General features: G+C 59.0%; 12 protein-coding genes and 2 tRNA genes. 7 read left to right on the top strand and 7 right to left on the bottom strand.

Annotated elements, in window-relative coordinates; genetic code table 11:
* Positions 1-49 precede the first annotated feature (49 nt).
* A complete protein-coding gene (locus QZ177_RS06285) occupies positions 50-2,164 on the bottom strand; it encodes an alpha-glucoside-specific PTS transporter subunit IIBC (RefSeq protein WP_294176084.1) in 2,115 nt (704 codons plus the stop codon).
* A 266-nt stretch (positions 2,165-2,430) separates the two neighbouring features.
* Positions 2,431-3,213 carry a MurR/RpiR family transcriptional regulator gene (locus QZ177_RS06280; protein WP_009646006.1) on the bottom strand — a complete coding sequence of 261 codons (783 nt, stop codon included), beginning with the start codon at positions 3,211-3,213 and terminating at the stop codon, positions 2,431-2,433.
* 397 nt (positions 3,214-3,610) lie between these two features.
* Here QZ177_RS06280 and QZ177_RS06275 point away from each other — a divergent pair, with 397 nt between their 5' ends.
* A complete protein-coding gene (locus QZ177_RS06275; RefSeq protein WP_294176083.1) occupies positions 3,611-12,463 on the top strand; it encodes an autotransporter outer membrane beta-barrel domain-containing protein in 8,853 nt (2,950 codons plus the stop codon).
* 90 nt (positions 12,464-12,553) lie between these two features.
* Here the strand turns inward: QZ177_RS06275 and QZ177_RS06270 are convergent, their stop codons facing one another.
* Positions 12,554-12,793, bottom strand: coding sequence for a DUF4405 domain-containing protein (locus QZ177_RS06270; protein WP_009645983.1), 240 nt, complete (start codon positions 12,791-12,793; stop codon positions 12,554-12,556).
* Positions 12,794-13,038: 245 nt separating this feature from the next.
* On the opposite strand from QZ177_RS06270, the gene QZ177_RS06265 reads away from it, so the two are divergent.
* A tRNA-Tyr gene (locus tag QZ177_RS06265) sits at positions 13,039-13,124 on the top strand.
* A 2-nt stretch (positions 13,125-13,126) separates the two neighbouring features.
* Positions 13,127-13,203: transfer RNA gene (locus QZ177_RS06260), tRNA-Met, on the top strand.
* Between the two features lie 48 nt (positions 13,204-13,251).
* Here the strand turns inward: QZ177_RS06260 and QZ177_RS06255 are convergent.
* The 4 genes from QZ177_RS06255 to trpD form a co-directional block, all read right to left on the bottom strand.
* A complete protein-coding gene (locus tag QZ177_RS06255; RefSeq protein ID WP_009646007.1) occupies positions 13,252-13,815 on the bottom strand; it encodes a LemA family protein in 564 nt (187 codons plus the stop codon).
* A 161-nt stretch (positions 13,816-13,976) separates the two neighbouring features.
* Entirely contained in the window at positions 13,977-14,789 is an 813-nt protein-coding gene (locus QZ177_RS06250; protein ID WP_037370016.1) for a YgcG family protein, read from the bottom strand.
* Between the two features lie 299 nt (positions 14,790-15,088).
* The gene (locus tag QZ177_RS06245; protein ID WP_009645979.1) at positions 15,089-16,366 is read right to left on the bottom strand and encodes an NAD(P)/FAD-dependent oxidoreductase; all 1,278 of its coding nucleotides are present in this window, start codon (positions 16,364-16,366) and stop codon (positions 15,089-15,091) included.
* 169 nt (positions 16,367-16,535) lie between these two features.
* Positions 16,536-17,555: an anthranilate phosphoribosyltransferase gene (trpD, locus tag QZ177_RS06240; protein ID WP_009646008.1), complete on the bottom strand. Its 1,020-nt coding sequence runs from the start codon at positions 17,553-17,555 to the stop codon at positions 16,536-16,538.
* 267 nt (positions 17,556-17,822) lie between these two features.
* Between trpD and QZ177_RS06235 the strand changes: the two genes are divergently transcribed.
* The 4 genes from QZ177_RS06235 (at position 17,823) to QZ177_RS06220 (ending at position 22,450) form a co-directional block, all read left to right on the top strand.
* On the top strand, positions 17,823-18,683 hold the full coding sequence (locus tag QZ177_RS06235; protein WP_294176158.1) for a shikimate dehydrogenase: 861 nt from the start codon (positions 17,823-17,825) through the stop codon (positions 18,681-18,683).
* Positions 18,684-18,844: 161 nt separating this feature from the next.
* Positions 18,845-20,188 carry a GspE/PulE family protein gene (locus QZ177_RS06230; RefSeq protein ID WP_294176079.1) on the top strand — a complete coding sequence of 448 codons (1,344 nt, stop codon included), beginning with the start codon at positions 18,845-18,847 and terminating at the stop codon, positions 20,186-20,188.
* A complete protein-coding gene (locus QZ177_RS06225; protein WP_294176078.1) occupies positions 20,175-21,224 on the top strand; it encodes a PilT/PilU family type 4a pilus ATPase in 1,050 nt (349 codons plus the stop codon). Before QZ177_RS06230 ends, QZ177_RS06225 begins: the two co-directional genes overlap by 14 nt.
* Positions 21,225-21,256: 32 nt before the next feature.
* Positions 21,257-22,450, top strand: coding sequence for a type II secretion system F family protein (locus QZ177_RS06220; protein ID WP_294176075.1), 1,194 nt, complete (start codon positions 21,257-21,259; stop codon positions 22,448-22,450).
* The last annotated feature ends 23 nt before the right edge of the window (positions 22,451-22,473 follow it).

Below are 22,473 nucleotides of genomic sequence, written 5' to 3'. Positions count from 1 at the left end.
CATTCAGCCCCCTGCCGTGCGGACAGGGGGCTGCGAGATTTGCCGTGCGTCAGAAGGTCAGGACGTCCGTCTTGCCGGCTTCTGCCGTCATGCCCGTATGCTTTTTCATCAGCGGGTATTCGCCCGAGTTCGTCACTGCCATGATGACCGTGTCCTGGTAGCCGGCTTCCTTGATGGTCGCGCGGTCGAACTTCACGAGCGGCGTACCCTGGCCGACCTTGTCGCCCGCACGGACGAGAAGCTCGAAGCCCTTGCCGCCGAGCTTCACCGTGTCGACGCCGATGTGGATGAGCATTTCCGCGCCGTTCGCGAGACGCAGTCCGACGGCGTGCAGCGAATCCTCCATGACCATCGTGACCTCGGCATCGGCGGGCGCGACGACGAGATTGCCCGTCGGCTCGATGGCGACGCCATCACCCATCATCTTCTGTGAGAACATCTCATCCTTGACCTCGCTCATGTCGATGACCTTTCCGTCGGCGACTGCCGTGAAGGAGAGGGATTTTTCCGTGCCGACGGCGAGCTCCGTCGCATCGGACGCAGGCGCTGCGAGAAGCGCCTCGAAGCGCTCGCGCACCTGCGGCACGGAGAGGCCGACGATGACCTGGAACGCATGTCCGTTCCGCACGAGGCCGTGTGCGCCCGCACGGGTGAAGACGGCGACCGGCTGCACGAGGTCGGGATCTTCTACCGTCACGCGCAGGCGCGTCGCGCAGTTCGTGACATCCTTGATGTTCGCAGGGCCGCCGAGCCCTTCGAGGAAGACCTTCGCCTTCACGTCGCGCTCGTCGAGCTTCATATCGGGGGCAGCACCTGCAGCGGCGCCCGCAGCGCCTGCCTGCTTCGCCTTGTAGTCGGCTTTCGTGAAGAGCTTGTCCTCGACATCGTCGTCCGTTCTGCCCGGCGTCTTGTAATCCTTGAAGCGGATGACAGCGCGGAAGACGAAGAAGTAGATGGCGGTGAAGCACAGGCCGATGCCGATCTGCGTGAGGTATGTCGCATAATGGTAGGAGAAAAGAGGAATCCAGTTCTGCACGAAGCAGTCGATGAGACCGCCGCCGAAGTTGCCCGAAAGCCCGATGGCGTAGAGCGTTGCCGAAAGCGTTGCCGAGAGGATCGCGTGCAGAAGATAGAGCAGAGGAGCGACGAAGAGGAAGGTGAATTCCAGAGGCTCCGTGATGCCGCAGAGCATCGCCGTGATCGTCGCAGGGATCAAGAGAGCCGCTGTCTTCTTGCGCTTTTCAGGCTTGGCGCACGCGTAGATGGCGAGCGCTGCGCCCGGCAGGCCGAAGACCTTGCCGCTGCCGTGCAGTGCGAAGCCGCCCTCGGGGAAGAGGTCACGCAAAGACTGCGCGCTCGTCATGAAGTCGTTGATATGGCCGAGCCAGTAGGCTTGGATGCCGCCGTCGACGACCGCAGGGCCGAACATGAACGGCAGGTAGATGAAGTGATGGAGGCCGGCGGGCAGCAGAATTTTCTCCGAGAACGTGTATGCCCAGACGCCGACGATGCCGCTCGTCTTGAGGAAGAACTGGAACTGCTCGATCGCGTGCTGTACCATCGGCCAGACGCAGCAGAAGATGAGGGCCATCGGGATCATGACGGCGAAGCCGACGGCGACGACGAAGGCAGGGCCTTTGAAAATGCCGAGCCAATCGGGGATGTTCGTGTCGTAGAAGTGGTTGTGCAGATACGCCGTGCAGCACGCGATGAAGATCGCGCCGAGCATGCCCATGTCGAGCGTCTTGACGTTCGCGATCATGGCAAGTCCCGTGCCGGGACCTGCCGCCTGGCTGTAGTCGACGCCGAATGCGCTGCCGTGCAGCGTGAGGATGGCCGAGATGAAGTAGTTGAAGAGCATGTAGATGACGAAGGATTCCATGGCGCAGCGTGCCGGCTCCTTCTTCGCGAAGCCGATGGGCACGGCGATGGCGAAGAGAATCGGCATCTGTGCGAACACCGTCCACGCGCCCTGCTCGACGATGTACCAGAAATCGTACCATAGCGTGCCTTCGGCGGCGATCGCGCCGAGCAGCCCCGTGTTCTTGCAGACGATGGACACCGCCACCGTCAGACCGAAGAACGCGAACAGGATGACAGGCGTATACATCGCGCCGCCAAACCGCTGCATGTTCTGCATGAAGACGTCCTTGCTGAGTGACATGAGCTTACCTCCTCTGAAACACTGAAAACCTTTGTCTATTACGATAAAGGAAAATCGTTGAAAAAGCAAGCATTTTGCGCCATTCGGGAGGCATGTACAGAGGTTGCAAGGAGGTACAGGCAGTGAAACTTGTTACAGAAGCCCCAAGAGGTCAAGCCGAAGGCGCAGGCCGATTGGCCAGGCTTCTGTAAGGGCGGCGCACAATGTCCACGAAGTGGACGTTTGTGCGTGTAGTTTACAAGAAGCTAAAGGCGCAGACCGATCGGCTAGGCTTCTGTAAGGCTATTTTCCTGCTCGCTGCGGTAGAGGCGGTAGTGGACGTAGAAGATCTCAAGCAGCAGGAAGTAGGCGAGCATGGACTTGAAAGGCAGCCGCTCCTCGCTCTTGGGCAGGTTGAAGGCAGCGGGCACGACGTAGAGGTTCTCCGTCGAGCGGCTCGCGAGCGTGTTGTGCTGCATCTGCGTGATGGCGAGAAGCGGCACGCCCTTGAGGTTCAGCTTCTCGGAGAACTCCTTGACGCGCTCGGATTCGCCCGAAAGCGAGATGAAGACGAAGAGATCGTCCGGCCCTGCCGTTTGATAGACGGAATAGAACTCCTCGCGCCCTGCGATTTCGCAGATGAAGACATTGTCGTAGAGGAAGAGGCGCTTGAGTTCCTGCATGACGTTCGTCTGCACATAGCCCGAAGCGTAGGCGAAGACGCGGTGCGCCTCGTGGACGAGGCGGCTCGCGCCGCGGTAGTCGCGTGCCATGAGTTCGCGCCACGACTGGTCGTAGAACTGGCTCAGAGATGTCAGGATGTCGCGGTCGGGCTTTCCGCGCTCTTCGAGTTCCATCTTGAGCACCGCCTTCATCTCGCCGAAGCCCTCGAAGCCGATCTTCTGTGCGAAGCGCACGACGGAAGCGCTCGAAACGGCGCAGAGCCGCGCGAGGTCATGGATGGAGGCGCGGCATGCCGTCTCCTTGTGGCTCTCGATGAAGCGCCAGATGCTCTTATCGGCATCGCTGAGTTCGTTCAAGTGGAGATTGATGCGCTCAGGAAGCTGCATATTGCTCCGCTCCTTTCGTCGGTTTTTTGCAAAAAAGCTTTGTACTTAATTAATCTTAACGTGTTTTCAGACGGCAGGCAAGTCACAATGCAAAATTTCAGAGCATATTTCCCAGTATTTGCGAAATGAATCGAAATTGTTTGAAATTCATGAAAAATTACTGGACAAAGAAGTTAGGAAAATGGTATGATTTGTGATATTGAAACTAAAAGTCATTACCTGTTAGGAGTTCGTCAGGTATGACAAAACGCAGGGGCGGCAAGGATTTGCCAGGACACTTGGGGGCAATCGTCCCTTTGAATGCACAAGGAGGAATCGTATTCAATGGTCGGTAAGGGGAAATCAAGAAGACGGCTCGCGCTTATGGTGGCGCTTGCCCTGTCCACTGGGGGGGTGCTTGACCTCAGTGGACGGCGGCATGATCTGGGGGATGTCGACGGCGTATGCGGCGGAGCATGAGTATACGGAGACGGCGACCAGCATCAATGGTCTTGAGGGTACGGAAAAGACTCATTCGATGAACGACAACAAGATCACGCTTGGCACAGAAGGCGGTCCGACGGATAAGCCGCAGAATACCTACGGTGCGATTTCCGCCGGCGGGAAGAAGGATACTGCGGCGGATGTCAAGGGCAATACGCTGACGATTCACGGACTTCGCTCTGCCAACGCTGGCGGTGCCAGTTTCATCTACGGCGGTGTCAGTGGCACTGGCGCGGTCACGGGCAATAAGGTGATTTTCAACAACGGTTACAGTGCGGATGCCGTCATCGGCGGCTACAGCGCTTCTCTTACGAAGAGTGTGAGCAATAATACAGTAGAGGTCAAAGCCGGGAAAATCGAGGAAGACATTATCGGCGGCTGGTCGGACAAAGCAGCGAGCACGGGCGCGGTGTCGGGCAATAAGGTCACGATTACCGGCGGCACGCTTGGAAGCTATGGGACAGGAATCATTTACGGTGCGCGTGTTACGGGCAACGGGTCAGTGACGGGTAACAGCGTCGAGTTCTCGAATGCGACCTCGAAGAAAGCCGTATATGGCGCGGCGGGTGACGATGCGGCAAGCACCGCGGCAATCAAAGAGAATCACGTGACGATCAACAGTGGTACGCTCAGCAGCGACGTGTTCGGCGGCTATACGACAGGCAAGGGCGCAGTCACGGGAAACTCCGTTACGATCAAGGGCGGCAGTCTCGGGAATGAGGCTGCGGGCGGCGTTATTGGCAACTCCGCGAGCAGCGCAAATGCCTCCGGCAATACGCTTACGATCTCGGGCGGTGCGTTCACAAAGAGCGGCGGAACGAATGTTTTTGGTGCTTATAATGCAGGCAGCGGCAAAACTATCAACAACATTGTTAACCTCGGCGACGGCGAAAACGCCATGGCGTCGGGGTTCAATCTCACGGGCATAAAGATCTACGGCGGCAACAAGACGAATGATGTCACGGGCAACACGCTCAATGTCAATGCCTCAGGCATCGTAGTCAGGACGGCGCAGAACTTCGAGAAATACAACTTCAATCTCACGAAGGGAGTTGCGGCAGGTTCGACCATGCTCAAGGTGACGGACAGCGGTGGCTTCGGCTCTACGCCCAATGTCCAGTGGAGCAAGATCACGATGAATGCCGAGGGCTGGAATGCCGATACGACGAAGTATGGCCGCCTCGGCACGATGGAACTGCTGCGCACGGGAAGCGGCGCCGATCTGAAGATATTCAACACCGAGGCGCTTGATCGCAAAGCGACGAGCGGCGACTTCGAGTATCATATGTATACGGATGTGACAACGCCTCCGATGTCGTTCTTCGGATATAATATGGTGAACTATGTGCGTGCCGACATTGATCGCTTCCAGAACGCCGATGCAACGGCAGATAACGTCACAGGCACGGCGGCCTATGGCGGCTATTCGAGTCTCGGCAATACGACGACGAACAACAAGATCAAGATCACGAATACGAACAACACGAATCTGACCGTCTACGGCGGCTATACGGCGGGCGCAGGTGATTCGACGAACAACCATGTCACGATCACGGCGACGGGCAAGGTAAAGGCGGCGTACGGCGGCTATGCGACAGCGGCGAACAGCAAGGCAGAGGGCAACAGCGTCACAGTTGAGAGTGGCGCCTCGCTCAATGACTCGATTTATGGCGGTTGGGCGAAAAAAACGGCAAACAACAATACCGTCAAGCTTGCGGGCGGTACGTTCCAGAAGAATATTTACGGCGGCTATGCAACAGCAGCGAACGGTACGACGGAGAACAATATCGTCAATCTCGGTGACGACACGCATACGGATCTCTCGGGTGCGACACTCACGGCGAGTGATATCTACGGCGGCAATAAGGCGACGACGGGCAATACGCTCAATATAAATGCGAAGAATATCGCGGCGAAGTCCGTCAACAAATTCGAGAACTATAAGTTCAAACTGAACAGTGAGACTGCATTCGGTGATACGATGCTGACCGTCGCGAATGCAGGTGCGTTCGACGGAACGGGCGTTGCCATGAATAAAATCACCGTCGACCGCACGGGGCTGTCGGCGGACTACCTCGCGACGCAGCACGGCATCAAGCGCATTACTCTCTTGAAGCGCGGCAATGCCGCCGATATGCTGACGTTCGCGAACTATGCGGCGAAGAAGGCTGCGGATGCGACCGATACGCACGAGTTTCGCCTGATCACGAATAATGATACGGCGACGGCGAACGCCCTCATGCTGGAGGCGAACCGCTTCAAGGGTAGTCGTGTCACTTATGACGGCACAATGGCATCGTATGGCGGCGAGATTTACGGCGGTATTTCCCGCGAGGGACATACGACGACGGACAATCAATTGACGGTCACGGGCATCCACGGCACGAACGATCCGAAGTTTGCTTTCGGTGGCATCAACGAGGGTGCGACAGGCGATGTCACGAACAACCACGCGACCATTAACCTGCCCAATGCAGCGGACGAGATCAAGGAGGTCTATGGCGGCTTCATCACGCACGAAGATAATGCGGGCGAGGTCTCCGGCAACAGCGTCACGATGCAGAAAGGCACTGTGGAGAAGGCTTTCGGTGGATATACCGCTGGAACGGGCACGGTAAAGAACAATACCGTCAATTTCAGCGGCAGTGAGTCGACCGATCATGTTGCGGGCGGCTATATCGAGAAGGCTGCCAGCACTGCCGAGGCAACGGAGAACAAGGTTGTCTTTACAGACGGTACAGCAGTCAATGTCAACGGTGTTGTGAGTGAGGGTACAGGCGCGCTGAAAAAGAATAATGTTACGCTTAGCGGCAATGGCAGCGAGGCGACGAATCTTCGCGGTGCATTCTCGAAAAATCAGGGACGCGTCGAGGAGAATAGTGTCACCGTATCCGGCGGCGCTGTCGGTAGTGTCTTTGGTGCGGTCACGAGCGGCACGGGTGTGGCGCAAAAGAACTCTGTGGTAATCTCCGGCGGCGAGGTAAACGGCGAAGTTGTCGGCGGTGTTGGGTACGAGGCAATCGAAAACACGGTCACGATTTCGGGCGGTCAGGTTAGCGGCGAAATTTACGGCGGCAAGTCGGCGGGTCCCGGCAGCAGTACGTCGGGGAACATCGTCAATCTCGGTGCAGAGGACGGTACGTATACGGCGAATCTTACGAATGCGGCGCTCTACGGCGACAATAATTCGGGCACGGAGGCGACGCTCAATGTTCGTGTGAAGAATATTACGGCAAAGTCGGCCGACAAATTCGAGAACTACAAGTTCCACTTGAATGATGACATCGCGAAGAACGGCGGCTCGATGCTGACGCTGACCAACGGCTTCAATGGCGGCAATCTGTTTGATTGGACGAAGCTCGATGTCGATACGTCGAAGCTCTCGGGCAGCACGGTCATCGGCAAGGCGACGCTTCTCACAGGTACGGCGAACGGGCTGAAGTTCTCGAACTACGCGGGGCGCAATAAGACGACCGCCGCGACGAACGGCGACTATGAGACGGCTTTGCGCACGGACACGAACGCGGCGACGGCGACAAAGGTCATCCTCGACTACAACCGCTTCCAAAATAATGCCAATGCGATGTACGATGGATCGATTCCGCCGACACAGCTCGCGGACGGTTCGACCGAAGTCTACGGCGGCATTTCTTACGCGGGAAATACGACCGCGAACAACCATCTGACCGTGACGGGCGTGCAGGGCAACTTGACTTCTGCCTACGGCGGCAAGACGGCGGGCGCGAAGGGCGACGCTGTGAAGAATCGCGTGACGGTCGAGCAGACGGGGACGGGCGCAATCTCCAATGTCTTTGGCGGCTACACTTCCTCCGCGGAGGCGACGGCAAAGGCGGAGGACAATACCGCGACGATCCAGGGCGGAACTTTCGGCGCAGTCTACGGCGGCTATGCTGAGAATGCGGCGAGTGCGACAGGCAACCACGTCTTCATCGAGGGCGGTACGGTGCAGACTGCAGTCGTCGGCGGCGGCGGCAAAAGCACGGCGACGGGCGCGATGTCGGGTAATGACGTCACAATTACGGGCGGCACGGTCACGGGCTACGTCATCGGCGGCGATACACGCCTTTTGGCGAGCACGTCGAACAAGAATATCATCAACCTCGGCGATGATGCAGGCAAGTATGCAGCGAATCTTTCGGGTGCAGAGGTCTGGGGCACGAGCTATGGCAGCAAAGTCCTCGCCAATGCGAACGCGAAGATCGCGGGCAATACGCTCAACGTCAAGGCGAAGGACGGCGTGACGCTCAAGAAGGTGTGCAACGTCGAGAAGTTCAACTTCCAGCTCGTGGACGATACGACGAAGACGGCGCCGCTGCTGAATCTGACGGAACTGGGCGGTTTCGACAAGGTCACTGCTGACAACTCGGACGTCAAGGTGAAATGGTCGAATGTCACGGCCAACATGTCGAAGGTTACGACGGAGAAGGATGCTGCAAAGATTCAGGGAAAGAACACCTATATCTTGATGCGGGCGGCCGATCCCACGCTGAAGTTCAGCGACTACGCTGCGCGCTACGATACATACGGCGGCGTCTACGAAACAGGGCTGCGCACGAATACGAACACCGATACGGCACAGGAAGTGCTCTACGATGTCAATCGCTTCAAGGATGGTCGCGTCACTTATACGACGACCTCGACGGGCGAGGCGCTTGGCGGCTATTCCGCCTTTGGTAGCACGACCGAGGGAAATGAGCTGACGCTTACGGGCGTGACGGGAACGCTCGCGGCTGCCTACGGTGGACAGACCGCAGGCGTGACGGGAGATTCGGCAAATAACAAGGTCACGCTCAAAGGCACGGGAACAGGCTCGATCGTAAACGTCTACGGTGGTGCAATCACGAAGGCGGCGAACAGCAGCAATGCGATGGGCAACACGGTCACGCTTACGGGCGGTACGGTCACGGGCGCGGTCTACGGTGGTTATACCGAAGGAAGCGGCAAGACCACAGGTAACACGGTGAATATCGGAGACGGTACGGCGGCAACGCTTGCAGCCGGAACGAACCTTGCGAATGCGATGCTTGCGGGCGGCAACAAGTCCGAGATGACAGGCAATACGCTCAATGTCATGGTCAAGGATGCGGCGGCAAAGAAGGCGCAGAACTTCGAGAACTATACGTTCCATCTGACCGACCATATCGCCGCCGACAAGCCGAAGAGCGGGGTCGTCGACGATGCCTTCACCAAGAGCCGCGGCACGATGCTGACGCTTGCAGAAGGTTTCGACGGACAGACGGCGGACTGGAGCAAGGTCACGGTCGACACGTCGAAACTCTCGGCCGACAAGACGCTCGGCGCGATCACGCTGATGAAGAGCGCGGCAGCAAACAAGCTGAAGTTCTCGAACTACGCGGCGAAGAATCATGCCGTGAGCGGCGACTACGAGGTCGTCCAGCGCACGGATACGAATACGGGTGTGGCGAACGCCGTCCTCATCGATGTCAATCGCTTCCGAAACGGCGACGTCACTTATCATAACGGCGACAACAATGCCAAGACCTACGCTGGTGTTTCCTACGGTGGGAATACGGCGGAAGGAAACGCGTTCACGCTCAAGGGAATCTCCGAGGGTAAGACGCTCCAGTACGTTTCGGGCGGACGCTCGGAGGGGACTGCGGGCGGTGCAGTCAAGAACACCGTGAACCTTTTGGGCACGGGTAAGGGAACGCTCGAAGAGGTCTACAGCGGTTACGTTGGCAATGCAGCGAATGCGGCGGATGTGACGGAGAATACCGTTAACATCGCGGGCGGCACGGCAAAGAACGTCTACGGCGGCTACACGCGCGGCACGGGAAAGACGGTGAAGAACACCGTCAACATCGGCTATACGGACGAGGCGGGCGTGTTCCATGATGTCGCTGACGGCGCGAAAGTCACGGGCACGATCTACGGCGGCAGCGGCAGCGACGCCACGGGTAATGTCCTGAATGTCAGTGGCAAGATCGCGGCTGGCAACATCAAGAACTTCGAGAGCGTCAAGTTCCATGTCAGAGACACGATGGCGAGCGGCACGACGCTCCTGACGCTCGACGGTGCGGCTGCGACTGAGGGGCTTGACTGGGCGAATGTCACGCTCGATGGCGAATTCAATCCCGCGGCCAAGAGTTACGAAGCGTACCGCCTGACGCTCATGGCGAATGAAAAGGGCATCGACTTCCGCAAGGGCGGTGTTGACACTTATGCGCCCATCGGCGCCAAGGGCGTGACCAAGGGCGATTACGAAGCCGCCCTCGATACGGACACGCATGCAGCGCAGGCGAAGGCTGTCAACGCAGAAATCTATCGCTTCCATGGCAACACGGCGACATACGGCGAAGCCGACGGCGCACACGATGCAGCATGGGGCGGGCGCTCCGTACTCGGCAACGATGCGACGGACAACGCTCTGACGATCTCGGGCGGCACGCTCAAGGACGCCTACGGTGGCTGGTCGACGGGTAAGAAGGCCGACGGCACGTCGGGCAAGACCACGGGCAACACCGTGAACTTCACAGCCGGTACGGTCACGGGTACGATCTATGGCGGCAACAACGGCGCGGCGGGAAATACGCTGAACGTCACGGGAACACAGAGCGCGGGAGACATCAAGAATTTCGAGAAACTCCACTTCGACACGAGCATGGCGAAGGCCGGCGATACGATCTTGACGCTCAACGGCGGCAAGAAGACGACGGGGCTTGATTGGCAGAAGGTTGAAGCCGCAGGCCTTGACGAAGCCTCCCTTGCGACGCGCACGGGTGTGGCGCGTGAAGAACTGTTCTCGCTCATGGCGAATGACAAGGGGATTGACTTTGGCACGAGCTATGACAAGGCGAAGGAAAAGACCGTCGGCGACTACGAGTATGCGATCTCCAAGGAAATGGATGCGGCGAAGGGCGCAGCGGCGGAAAAGGTCGTCGTGCGCGGCTTCCGCTTCCAGAACAATGCGGATGCCGTCTATGAGACGGGCGACAACAAGGCGGCTTGGGGCGGACGCTCCATCGTCGGCAACACCGTGCAGAAGAACAAGCTGACCGTCAAGGGCGGCACGCTGACGGAGGCGGCCTACGGCGGCCTGAGCGCCAAGGGCGTGGTCACGGGCAATACACTCGTACTCGCCGGCGGCACGCTCAAAAATGCCTACGGCGGCTTTGTCGAGGGTGCGGGCGACGCCACGAAGAACACCGTCGAGGTGCAAAAGGATACGCAGGCGCAAATCTATGGCGGTCATGCCGCGCAGGGCGAAGCTTCGGGCAATATCCTCAACCTCGGTGCCGTCAACATCGGCGCGAATGTCTACGGCGGCTCGGGTAAGAAGACCGACGGCAACGTGATCAACCTCTTCGGCACGAAGATCAAGGGTACGGTCACGGGCGGCACGGCGGCGGACGGCAAGGCAAACGTCCTCGCCATCCGCGCCGCCGGCACGGAGATCGGTGACTTCAAGGGCATTCAGAACCTCAAGTTCTACCTGCCCGAAGGGGCGAAATCCTCCATGGCGACGATGCTGAGGCTCGGCGTCAAGGACAAGGACATCAAGGGTCTGAACGTCGACCTCAACCTCTCGGGCGCGGCCAAGACGCTCAAGCGCGAGGATGTCTTCAGTCTCATGAAGGTTGCTGAAGGCGGCACGTTGACGACGGACGAGAAGATCAAGGGCGAGGTCACGGGTACGCAGGGCGTATCGCTCGACTACAAGTTCCGTGTGCAGAAGAAGGGCGCGGATGAATTGATCGCCGCTGTCGAGAGTGTAAAGATGAAGGACGCGACGAAGTCCCTCGCGGAGACGAGGACGACGGCGACGGACGTCTTGGGAGGCGGCATGACGATGCTCGCCGATGCGGGCGTCTCCGCCGCTGTCCAAGCAGCAGCCTCCGCCAATGCCAACACTCAGGTCGAGGCCGCTCCCATGGCGACAAACAAGGCGCCGAGTGCGAAGGCGGCATCTGCAGCAAATGTGCAGTCGGGCGCGTACACGGCATGGGCGGCGCAGGGAGGCTCCTCCATGCGCATCCATTCGGGCTCCTACGTCGACACGCACGGCTACACGCTGAATGTCGGCTTCGCAAGAAAGCAGGATGGCAAGGACAGCACGCTGACCTTTGGGCCATTCGTCGAATACGGCAGGGCGAGCTACGACTCCTATCTTGAGGATGCGGCGGGCACGCACGGCAGCGGCAAGGTCAGCTACATCGGCGCAGGTGTCCTCGCAAGGCAGGATCTGAAGAGCGGCCTCTACCTCGAAGGAAGCGTGCGCGGCGGACGCATCAAGAGCGACTACGAGGGCAACATTTCCGGCACGTCCACGAGCTACGACATCTCGAACCCCTATTATGCGATTCATCTGGGCGTGGGGAAGGAGACGAAGCTCAAGGCGGGCGATGCGCTCGAAACGTACCTCAAGTACTTCTTCTCGCATCAGAATGGCACGAGCGGCAAGCTCTCGACAGGCGAGGATTACGACTTCGATGCCGTCAACTCGCACCGCCTGCGACTCGGCGCTCGCTACACGCACGATATGGGCGAAGAAGGCAAATTCTACGCGGGTCTTGCATGGGAATACGAATTCAACGGCGAGGCGCGAGCCACCTATCAGGGCATGGCGACGCCAAGCCCGTCTCTCAAGGGAGGCAGCGCCATGCTCGAACTTGGCTATCGCTTCACACCGAAAAAGAGCCGCGTCAGCTACGACGTCAACTTCAGCGGTTGGCAGGGTAAGCGAGAAGGATTCTCTGGCAGTGTAGGAGTAAACTGGGCATTCTGATTTACAGGGTAAAGATGAATTAAGGAAGAAAAAAGGAACCGGATGCGAAGCCACAGGGCTTTGTATCCGGTTCCTTTGCATTCGCCGAGGTTATTTGTGCTCTTTCCCGCCGAATATTTCCTTTGTCGTGCCGCGAAGCCACTTCCAGTTCCAAGCGAGGTGAAAAATGACGCCGATGGTCAGGAGATATGAGACATAGATATGAATGTTCTTGTTGACGATCTTAGCGGGGCCGTTGGCAAAGACATGGAGATACATGAAAGTGCCCGTCACAAGGCAGATGAGCATGCCGACAGCCAAGCCAAGAATCAGATAATAATTTTTTTTCATTGTTATTGCCTCCCAATGCAGACTGCTCCTTCAAGAGAAGGAATATCAAAATCATTTTAGCACAAAATCTTTTTTGTGTCATAAAAATACGGCAGTTTCTTCCAAAGTTTCGTCCAATTTTCCGGAATATGATTTTCCTATGATTTACCGTGCATAGAGAGAGGGAATTTGCACCGATTTTTCGCTTGACAGCCTGCAGAAAAGTCGCTATAATGACAATGCTTCGTCTTGTACGGGGCGTCCATGGGTAGGTGCCCGAGTGGTTAAAGGGAACAGACTGTAAATCTGTCATCTTCGGATTACGATGGTTCGAATCCATCCCTGCCCACCACCGGCGGCATAGCTCAGTTGGCTAGAGCATGCGGTTCATACCCGCAGTGTCCGGAGTTCAAATCTCTGTGCCGCCACCATGAAATGTAAAGCCCCCGCGCCGAAAGGTGCGGGGGCTTTTGTGATTCTTAGAACTTCACTTCAGGGACGGCGTCTGCGCCCTCCTTCGCTTGGAACTGAGGCTTCTTCGTCATGCCCATGAAACCGGCGAAGAATACGCCGGGGAAGGTCGAGATGCGCACGTTGTATTCGCGCACTGCCTCGTTGTAGTCGCGCCGCGCGACGGCGATGCGGTTCTCCGAGCCGGCCAGCTCGCGCATGAGTTCGAGGTACTGCGTGTTTGCCTTGAGGTCAGGATATGCCTCGGCGATGGCGAAGAGGCGGCCGAGTGCGCCCGTGAGTTCGGCGTTCGCCGCATCGATCTGCTCGACGCCCTGCGCACCTGCTAGTTTGGCACGCGCATTGACGACTTCCTCAATGACAGCCTTCTCATGCACGTCATAGCCTTTGACCGTGTTGACGAGGTTTGGGATGAGGTCGCTGCGCCGCTGCATTTGATTCTCGACCTGTCCGTACGCTGCATCGACGCTGATCTCCGACTCTTTCAGCCCGTTATAGAGAGAGAAGACTCCGCCGAGGATGAAGATAATGACGACGATGACAGCGCCGAGCGCGATCAGTCCTTTGTTCATGTTGAAAACTCCTTTCTGTTTCTGCCGATGGAATGACTGAGCAAATATAGAATGGTTCACCATGAAGCCCCAAGAGGTCAAGCCGCAGGCGCAGACCGATTGGCTAGGCTTCTGTAAGGGCGGCGCACAATGTCCACAAAGTGGACGTTTGTGCGTGTAGCTTACCAGCCGTCTGATGCGCCGCCGCCGCCGGAAGAGCCGCCGCCGTAGCCGCCGCGCGAGGAACTGCCGCCGGAAGAGCCGCCGCTGTAGCCGCCGCCGTAATCGCCGCTCGAGGAGCCGCCGCCAGGGCCGAGCGCTTGGTTGAGGAGGCCGAGAAGCCAGTTCAGGATGACACCGAGCAGGATCATGCCGACGATGGCAAGGAAGAAGATGAAGACATTCATCAGGATGCTCGGTTCCTCTTCTTCATGCGTGGACGATTCTTCAAGCGTCTCGCTCACATCAGCGCCCGGTGCGACTCCTGCAGCACGGTAGGCGTAGGCGGCGAGCTTCTGATAGGCATTGAGCACGCCCTCGGAGTACTTCTCATCGCGAAAGTACGGCTTCATCTTGTCGAGGATCTCGCCCGCTCTGCCGTCCGTGATTTCACCTTCAAGCCCGTAGCCGACTTCGATGCGGAACTTGCGATCATCTTTGGCGATGAGCAGAAGGACTCCGTTGCTTTGCTTCGCATCGCCGATGCCCCAGCTGCGAAACAGCTCGTTTGCGTACGATTCGATGTCTGTGCCGTCCAAGGTGGCGACGGTCACGACGACGATTTCCGCCTTCGTCTTTTCGCGCAGCTCTTCGCCGATCTTCTCGATCTGTGTGCGATCCTCTGCTGAAACGATGCCTGCCGTGTCGACGATGTATTCGCGCTGCGAGGGCTTGGGAAGCACGGCAGCGTCGGCAGATGAGCCAGCAAGTGCGAGGAGGCTGACGATGATGAATAGGAGGGCGCACAACTGTTGGCGCGCGCGGGGTGTGTTCATTCGCCTCACATCCTTTCGTAATGCCTGTCTCCTGTGGGGAGCAGGAAGAGAGAAAACTGGTATGAATAGTATACGATAATTTTCGTTTATTATAGCATACGGGAAAAGGATCGTATATCGGACAGAGTTCTTAATGTATCCATGGCTTGAAGTGAATTCCTTGCCGGTATCCTGTTTTCGGACCAAATAAAATTCTATTATACTCGAAGAGGAGAATTTGATTGTACCGATATCCTTGTGTTGACAAAACAGCCCGCCAAGGCTTTGCGCCTTGGCGGGCTGTGTGCGAGTCATGAGGGTTAGCGTGTGATCATGCGTCCGAGACGCGTGCCGAAGAGGTAGTTGAAGAACCATTTGAACGTGACGGAGACGTTGGCATGGAAGCCCGCCTTCGTCAGGAGGTGAATCCAAAGCCATGCCGACCACGCGAGGAAGCCTCTGCCGACGAGAGGGCCTGCAGACATGACGGCCTCGCTGTTGCCGATGATCGCCATGACGCCCTTGCTCTTGTAGTCGAGATGCTCAAGCGGCTCGCCCTTGAGCTTGTGCAGGATGTTGGCGGCGGCGACGTCGCCTTCAGCGAGCGCGACGGGCGCGAGCGTCGGCAGTGGGCGTTCTTCGCCCGGTGGCGTGAAGCTTGAGCAGTCGCCGGCGGCGTAGACGTTCTCGAAGCCTATGGCGTGCATTGTGTCATCGACGATGATGCGGCGGCCGCGGTCTTTTTGCACGTCAAGTCCGTCGAGGCAGTCGACGGGGCGCACGCCCGCCGCCCAGACGACGGTGCGCGTCTTGATTTCCTGCAGCGGCGCGTCCTTGGGAGCGCTGAAGGGCTTGTAGCGAAGCGTTTCGCCGTCGTAGTCCGTGACCATCATCGAGCACTGCACGGCGACCTTTTTCTTTTCAAGCACGCGCACGGTCTCGTCGCGCAGCTTCTCAGGCATCATCATGAGGACACCGGGATCTGCGCCGATGAGATGGATTTCGACCTCGCTGAAGTCGATCGTATGGTACTCCTTTTGAAAGACGTCGTAGATGAGCTCTGAGAGGCCGCCCGATCCTTCGACGCCGATGGGGCCCGCGCCGACGAAAACGAAGGTCAGAAGAGCCTTGCGCTTTGCCGCATCCTTTTCACGCGAGGCTTCTTCGAAGACCTTGAGGACGTGGCTGCGAATCTCGATGGAGTCGACGAGCGTCTTCAAGGGCAGGGAGTTTTCCTCGATGCTTTTCGAGCCGAAGAAGTTTGGCGTCGAGCCGAGCGCGATGATGAGATGATCGTAGTCGATCTCGCCCTGGTCGGTGCGCACGGTCTGCGCCGCCGCGTCGATTCCCTCGATTTCGGCGAGCAAGAAGTTGACGTTCGAAGCGCTGCGGAAGAAGCCGCGGATCGGATAGATGACCTCGTCCGCCGAGAGCATCGAGGTCGCCACCTGATAGAGCAGCGGCTGAAAGACCTGATAGTTGTTGTGGTCGATGATGAGGACATCGACCGCCTCGTTCGCGAGCTTTCGCGCCGCGCGTATGCCTGCAATGCCGCCGCCCAAGATGACGATGCGTGGTTTCGCTGCCTTTTCCGTCATGATTCATACCGCCTTTCCAGAAAAGTTTGTGGGGAACATTGTGAATCTTATGTGCTTTTCATTATACATCGTTTTTATGAAAATGTAACATATCAATAATTTATATTAATATAAATGGCGACGGAAAAGGAATGAAGAAGCCCCCAAGATTGCGGCTTGGGGGCTGTCCTCAGGCGTTCGACTGTTCGATGAATTCCTGCAGTTTCTTCTCTGCCGCACCGCTCTCAATGAGCGCGCGGGCTTTTTCGACGCCTTCCTTGATGGAGTCGGCCTTGCCGCCGATGTAGATGGCGGCGCCGGCATTCAAAAGCACGATGTCGGTCTTCGCGCCTTGCACTCCCGTGAGGATAGCACGCGTCACAGCGGCGTTTTCTTTCGCCATGCCGCCGACGATCGCCGTCTTCTCGGCACGCTCAAGGTCGAAGTCCTCTGGAGCGATCGTATACGTCTTGTACCAGCCGTCCTTGAACTCGGAGACCCTCGTCGGGGCGCTGATGGAGATCTCGTCGAGGCAGTCCGTGCCGTAGATGACCATGCCGCGCTGAACGCCGAGGTCGATGAGCACGCGGGTCAGCGGCTCCAGCAGATATTCATCGTAGACGCCGAGGATCATGCGCTCGGGACGCGCGGGATTCGTCAAGGGGCCGAGAATGTTGAATACGGTGCGGATGCCCAGTTCCTTGCGGATGGCGCCGACGTATTTCATCGAAGTGTGATACTTCTGCGCGAACATGAAGCACAGGCCGATGCTCTTGAGAAGCTTTGTGCATGTTTCGGGCGCGAGGTCGATGTTGACGCCGAGGGCTTCGAGGCAGTCGGCGGCGCCGCTTTTCGATGACGCTGCGCGGTTGCCGTGCTTGGCGACGGCGATGCCGGCGGCGGCGATGATGAAGGAGGCCGTCGTCGATATGTTGATGCTGCCCGCATGATCGCCGCCCGTACCGACGATTTCAAGCACTTCGATACCAGGATGTTCGACGGCGAGCGCATGCTCGCGCATGGCGGCGGCAGAGCCGGCGATTTCTGCTGTCGTCTCAGCCTTGGCGCTCTTCGTCGAGAGTGCGGCGAGGTAGGCGGCGTTCTCAGTCGGACTCGTTTTGCCGCTCATGATTTCGTTCATTACGCAGTAAGCTTCTTCGTAGGTCAGATCGTGCTTGCTGACGATCTTTTGGATGGCTTCTTTTATCATGGCATAGCGCTCCTTTTCTGTTGGATATGTCCCTGCATTTTGGCACGGCAGGGTTGAATGTCATTTAGTATACTATGGCGGTAGGTTTTTTGCAACAAAGGGCGATGCGGAGGAAGGCGCTCTTTACAAAAAGATGTTTCCTTGCTACGATTACGATGAACAGAAAAGTGGCAGACAAGCGGATAGTAGGAAAATTTTAAAAATTCTAGGATAAATCCCCTATTGTGGAAGAAAGTGCTGCTTGTTACAATAAAGGAGAGTACAATGATGTTTACAGGGAAGACAAAAAATCTTGCCGTCATCGGCTCGCCGATCGAGCATTCGCTTTCGCCGGCGATGCAGAATGCGGCGATTCGGGCGGCGGGACTGGATTATGCCTATGTCGCCTTGCTCGTCCTGCCCGAGAGGCTGGAAGACGGCGTGCGCGGCCTTCGTGCGCTGGGGTTTCGCGGCTTCAATGTGACGATTCCGCACAAGTCGGCGATCTTGCCTCTGCTGGATGAGGTGGATGAAGCGGCGCGTGCCATTGGGGCGGTCAATACGGTCGTGTGCGAGGCGGGACGTCTCAAGGGCTTCAACACCGATGTGGAGGGATTCCTCGGTGCGCTTACGGCACGCGACTTTTCCGTCGAGGGAAAGCGCGTCGTGCTCTTGGGCGCGGGCGGCGCAGCACGCGCGGCGCTCTACGGTTTGCTGCGCTCGGGCGCGGCTGAGGTCACGCTCGGCGTGCGAAATGCCCCGAAGGCGCGTCCCTTGGCTGAGGAGTTTGCGCAGTACGGCGAGGTCTGTGCTCTCGACTGGAACGAGACGGCGTTCGAGGAAGCCGTCAGAAAGGCGGATCTCGTCGTCAATACGACGCCGCTCGGCATGGCGCCGCAGACGCAGGCGATGCCGCCCGTCCCTTGGCAGGCAGTGCATGAACGGATGTTTTTCTACGACATCATCTATACGCCTGCGAGGACGCAGTTCCTGCAGCGTGCGGAGTCGCTGGGCTGCCCGACGCTGAACGGCGAGGCGATGCTCGTGGGTCAGGGGGCGGCGGCGTTTCGCCTGTGGACGGGACGAGAGGCGGATTTTTCCGTGATGACGCACGCCCTGCGCGAGGCACTGGAAGGAAAAAGGAAGTAACGCAAAGAAACAAAACAAAGAAGCAAAATAAAGAAAGTCAGCACGAAAGCCGAAGCAAGATGTTCATGGATAAGGAAGCGCTGATCAATGAAGTCGCCCGAATGTGTGAAGACGGGTGACCGAATTTATCCGTGATTCCGCAGTCTTTTGGAGGCTCGAAGATGCAGAGGACAGAAGAGGATTCGTATCAGAGGCTGATCCATCGCCTCGTACAGAGCGTGCGCACAGGAAGTGCAAGCCGTGCTCTGCCGAGGCAGGGAGAGCCGGGACGCGTGCCCGTCGTGGAGTTTGTCGATCGCATGATCGCGGAGGCTCTGCGCCTGCGGGCGAGCGATATCCACATAGAGCCTTTCGAGGGCGCCGTCCGCATCCGTTACCGTGTTGATGGAAGTTTATTGGAAACGCATGCACCGATCCCCCGGGAGGTGCATGCGTTTTTGCTTGCGCGATTGAAGGTCATGGCACATCTTGAAAGCGTGGAGCGCCGCATGGCGCAGGACGGGCGCATATCGTACGTGCCGCCTGAGGGCGGTGAAGCCGTCGATCTTCGTCTGGCGACCTTGCCGCTCCTCGCGGGGGAGAAGGCGGTTCTTCGCATCTTGAACCGCTCGCACGCGCTTCTTTCCGTCGGGAATCTCGGATTTTCCGTGCAGAATGAGATGATTTTCCGCCGCTTGTGCCATCAGCCCGGCGGCATGGTTCTGATTACAGGGCCGGTCAATTCGGGCAAGACGACGACGCTCTATGCGGCTCTCTCGGAGATCAATACGCCCGAACGCAACATCATGACGATCGAGGATCCGCCCGAGTACCGCATCGAGGGCGTCAATCAGATCCAGGTGAACAAGAAGACGGGCATGACGTATGCTGCAGGGCTTCGCGCCATGCTGCGCTCGGACATCGACGAGATTGTGCTCGGCGAGATCCGCGATGCGGAGACGGCGGAGATGGCGGTGCGTGCTGCGCTGACGGGTCATCTGCTCTTTTCGACGCTGCATACGAAGGACGCGCTTGGCGCGGTCTTCCGTCTGCTCGACATGGGCGTGCCCGCGTATCTTCTCGCGGCGGCTCTGACGGGCGTCGTCGCGCAGCGTCTCGTGCGCCGCTTGTGTCCGCACTGCCGCGAGCCGTCCGAGGAGGCGCTTCCCGCATGGGCCGAGGGGGCGTCGTCGACAGGACGGCTGTGGCGAGCGGCAGGCTGCGCATCTTGCGGCGGCACGGGCTTTTCGGGGCGGCTCGCGCTGCAGGAACTGCTCGTTGTCGACGCGGCTCTGCAGCAGGCGATCGTGCATAGAGCGGGGCTTGAGGAGATGCGCGAGCTTGCCGGGCGGCAGGGCATGAGGACGCTGGCGGAGGACGGCATAGAAAAGGCGCTGCAAGGCCAGACGACCCTTTCGGAGGTGGTGCGCGTGCTCTACGGCGAGGCGGACGCAGCGGATTTTTCCGGAACTTTTTCGGGAGTGGCGAGAGGGGATTGCGGAGGGGTTGACGATGGCGGCGTCTAGGATGGCGGACATCTTCGCCGAAGGCTTTGCGCGAGGGGCGTCGGACGTGCATCTCGCGGCGGGGCAGCGCCCGTTTCTGCGGCTTGACGGCGAGATGACGCCGCTATCGGAGGATTCTTTGACGCAGACAGAGATGCAGGATTTTCTCGCGTCTATTCTGACCGAGGTGGAGCATGAGCGTCTGCGGCAGGAGAAGAGTCTGGATCTTTCCCTCGTGCTCGAAGAGAGGCACTGTCGTGCGCATGTGTACGGCATGGGCGGTTCTTGGGCGATTGCCGTGCGCCTCCTGCCGCGAGAGATTCCGGCGCTTTCGAGCCTCGGCGTGCCGCCCGTGCTTTTTTCGCTTCTTCGGGCGCGAGACGGGCTGATTCTCGTCGGCGGGCGCACGGGAGCGGGCAAGTCGACGACGCTTGCGGCATTTATCGAGGAGATGAACAAAAGCCGCGCCGCGCACATCATCACGCTGGAAGATCCCGTCGAGTACGCTTTCGTGCCGAAGTGCTGCTTCATCAGCCAGCGCACGCTCGGCAGGGATTTTCCGTCGTTCCCGACGGGGCTTCGGGATGCTTTGAGAGAAGATCCCGATGTGATCCTTATCGGAGAGATGCGCGAGCGCGAAACGGTGCGCATCGCGCTGCAGGCGGCGGAGTCGGGATGTCTCGTTCTGGCGACGCTTCATACGAGGGATGCGGCGGAGGCGGTCCTTCGCATCGAGGGGATGTTCGCGGGCGAGGAGCAGCAGATGCGCCATCAGCTCGCGCTCGTGCTTCGCGCCATTTTCTCACAACGGCTTCTGCCGCAGGCGGGCGGCGGGCGCGTGCTGGCGGCGGAAGCGCTCGTCGCCGTGCCCGCCGTGCGAAACCTCATTCGCACGGGCAGGGTCGCGCAGCTCCGAGGCGCCATCCTCTCGGGCGGGGCGCAGGGCATGCAGACGATGGCGCAGTCCGTCGAGGGACTGCTTCGCACGGGCAAGATTACGCGCGAAGCGGCAGAGGCGGCGCTTGCCGACGGCGACGCCTTTGGCGAGGGGCGCTAGTACAGGGGGCTTACGCGAAGGGAGGCGGCGATTTGGCGTCCTTTTCTTATACGGCGCGGACGGAAGCGGGAGACTTGCGGCGAGGCGAGGTGGAAGCCGCCACGCGCACGGAGGCGGCGCGGCTCATCCAGGCGCACGGACTCTTCGCCGTGGCTCTGCGGCGAAAGTCTGCGCTGCATCTTGCCCGCCGCCGCGCGGCAGATCGGAAGTACGCGATGGTGTTCTGCCGCGAGTTGGCGCTGATGCTTGCGGCGGGACTTGCCGCGAACGAGAGCCTGCAGCTCCTCGCGGCGGATGCGCCGCAAAAGAGGCGGGCGATGCTTTCGGATATGGCGCGGCGCATGGCGCATGGCTCGACGCTCGCCGAGGCGATGGCGCAGCACGGCGAGGTGTTCCCGCCGACGATTTCCTCCCTCGTCCGCGCGGGGGAGGCGGGCGGCAGTTTGGAGCCTCTGTTGAAGCGTCTCGCCGACAAGGAGGAAAAGAGCTGGCGCGTGCGGGAGAAATTGCAGACGGCGCTCGTGTATCCTGCGCTGCTCGCATTGGCGGCGGTGTTCGCCGTGACATTCATCTTCCTCTTCGTGCTGCCGAACTTCGTCCACATGCTCGACGGTCTTGCCGTGGAGCTGCCCTTGCCGACGCGCCTCGTGCTCGGAATCGGCAGTCTCTTCGAGCGGCACGGCGTCGCAGTCCTTGCGGCTCTTTTCGTTTTCCCCTTGGCGCTTCGGCTTCTCTATCGCGAGAGGCGGCTGCATTTTTTCGCTGACCGCCTTCTTTTGCGCCTGCCGCTTTTCGGCAGGCTGCGCCTCGACTTGGAGCTTATGATGCTCTTCGACACGCTCGCCGTCCTCATGGAAAGCGGCAGTGCGCTGCACGAGGCGCTGGCCGCTTCTGAAGGCGTCGTGCAGAACCGTTTCCTCGTCGCGCTTTTTTCGAGGGCGAGGCGCGAGGTCGAGCGCGGCGGCACGCTGGCCGCAGCCTTGGCGGGCAGCGTCGTGCCGCCGCTCGTCTGGGAGCTTGTGCGTGCGGGCGAGCATACGGGCGAGCTTGCGGCAATGCTCGAAAAGGCGGCGGATTTCTGCCGTTTTGCGGGCGAGATGCGCGCCGAGCGCATGGAGGCGATGTTGGAGCCTCTGCTCGTGCTCTTTCTGGGAGCGGTCGTCGGAACAGTTGTACTTGCAGTAGCTCTGCCATTGTTGGAGATGATTGGCTCTTACGGCTATTGAAAAGGATTGCATCGTATGACGGT

It is taken from the genome of uncultured Selenomonas sp. (genome assembly GCA_905372355.1).
GTDB lineage: Bacteria > Bacillota > Negativicutes > Selenomonadales > Selenomonadaceae > Selenomonas.
The sequence above is the reverse complement of the archived record's forward strand: the minus strand, read 5'-3'. Positions and strand labels throughout refer to the sequence as shown.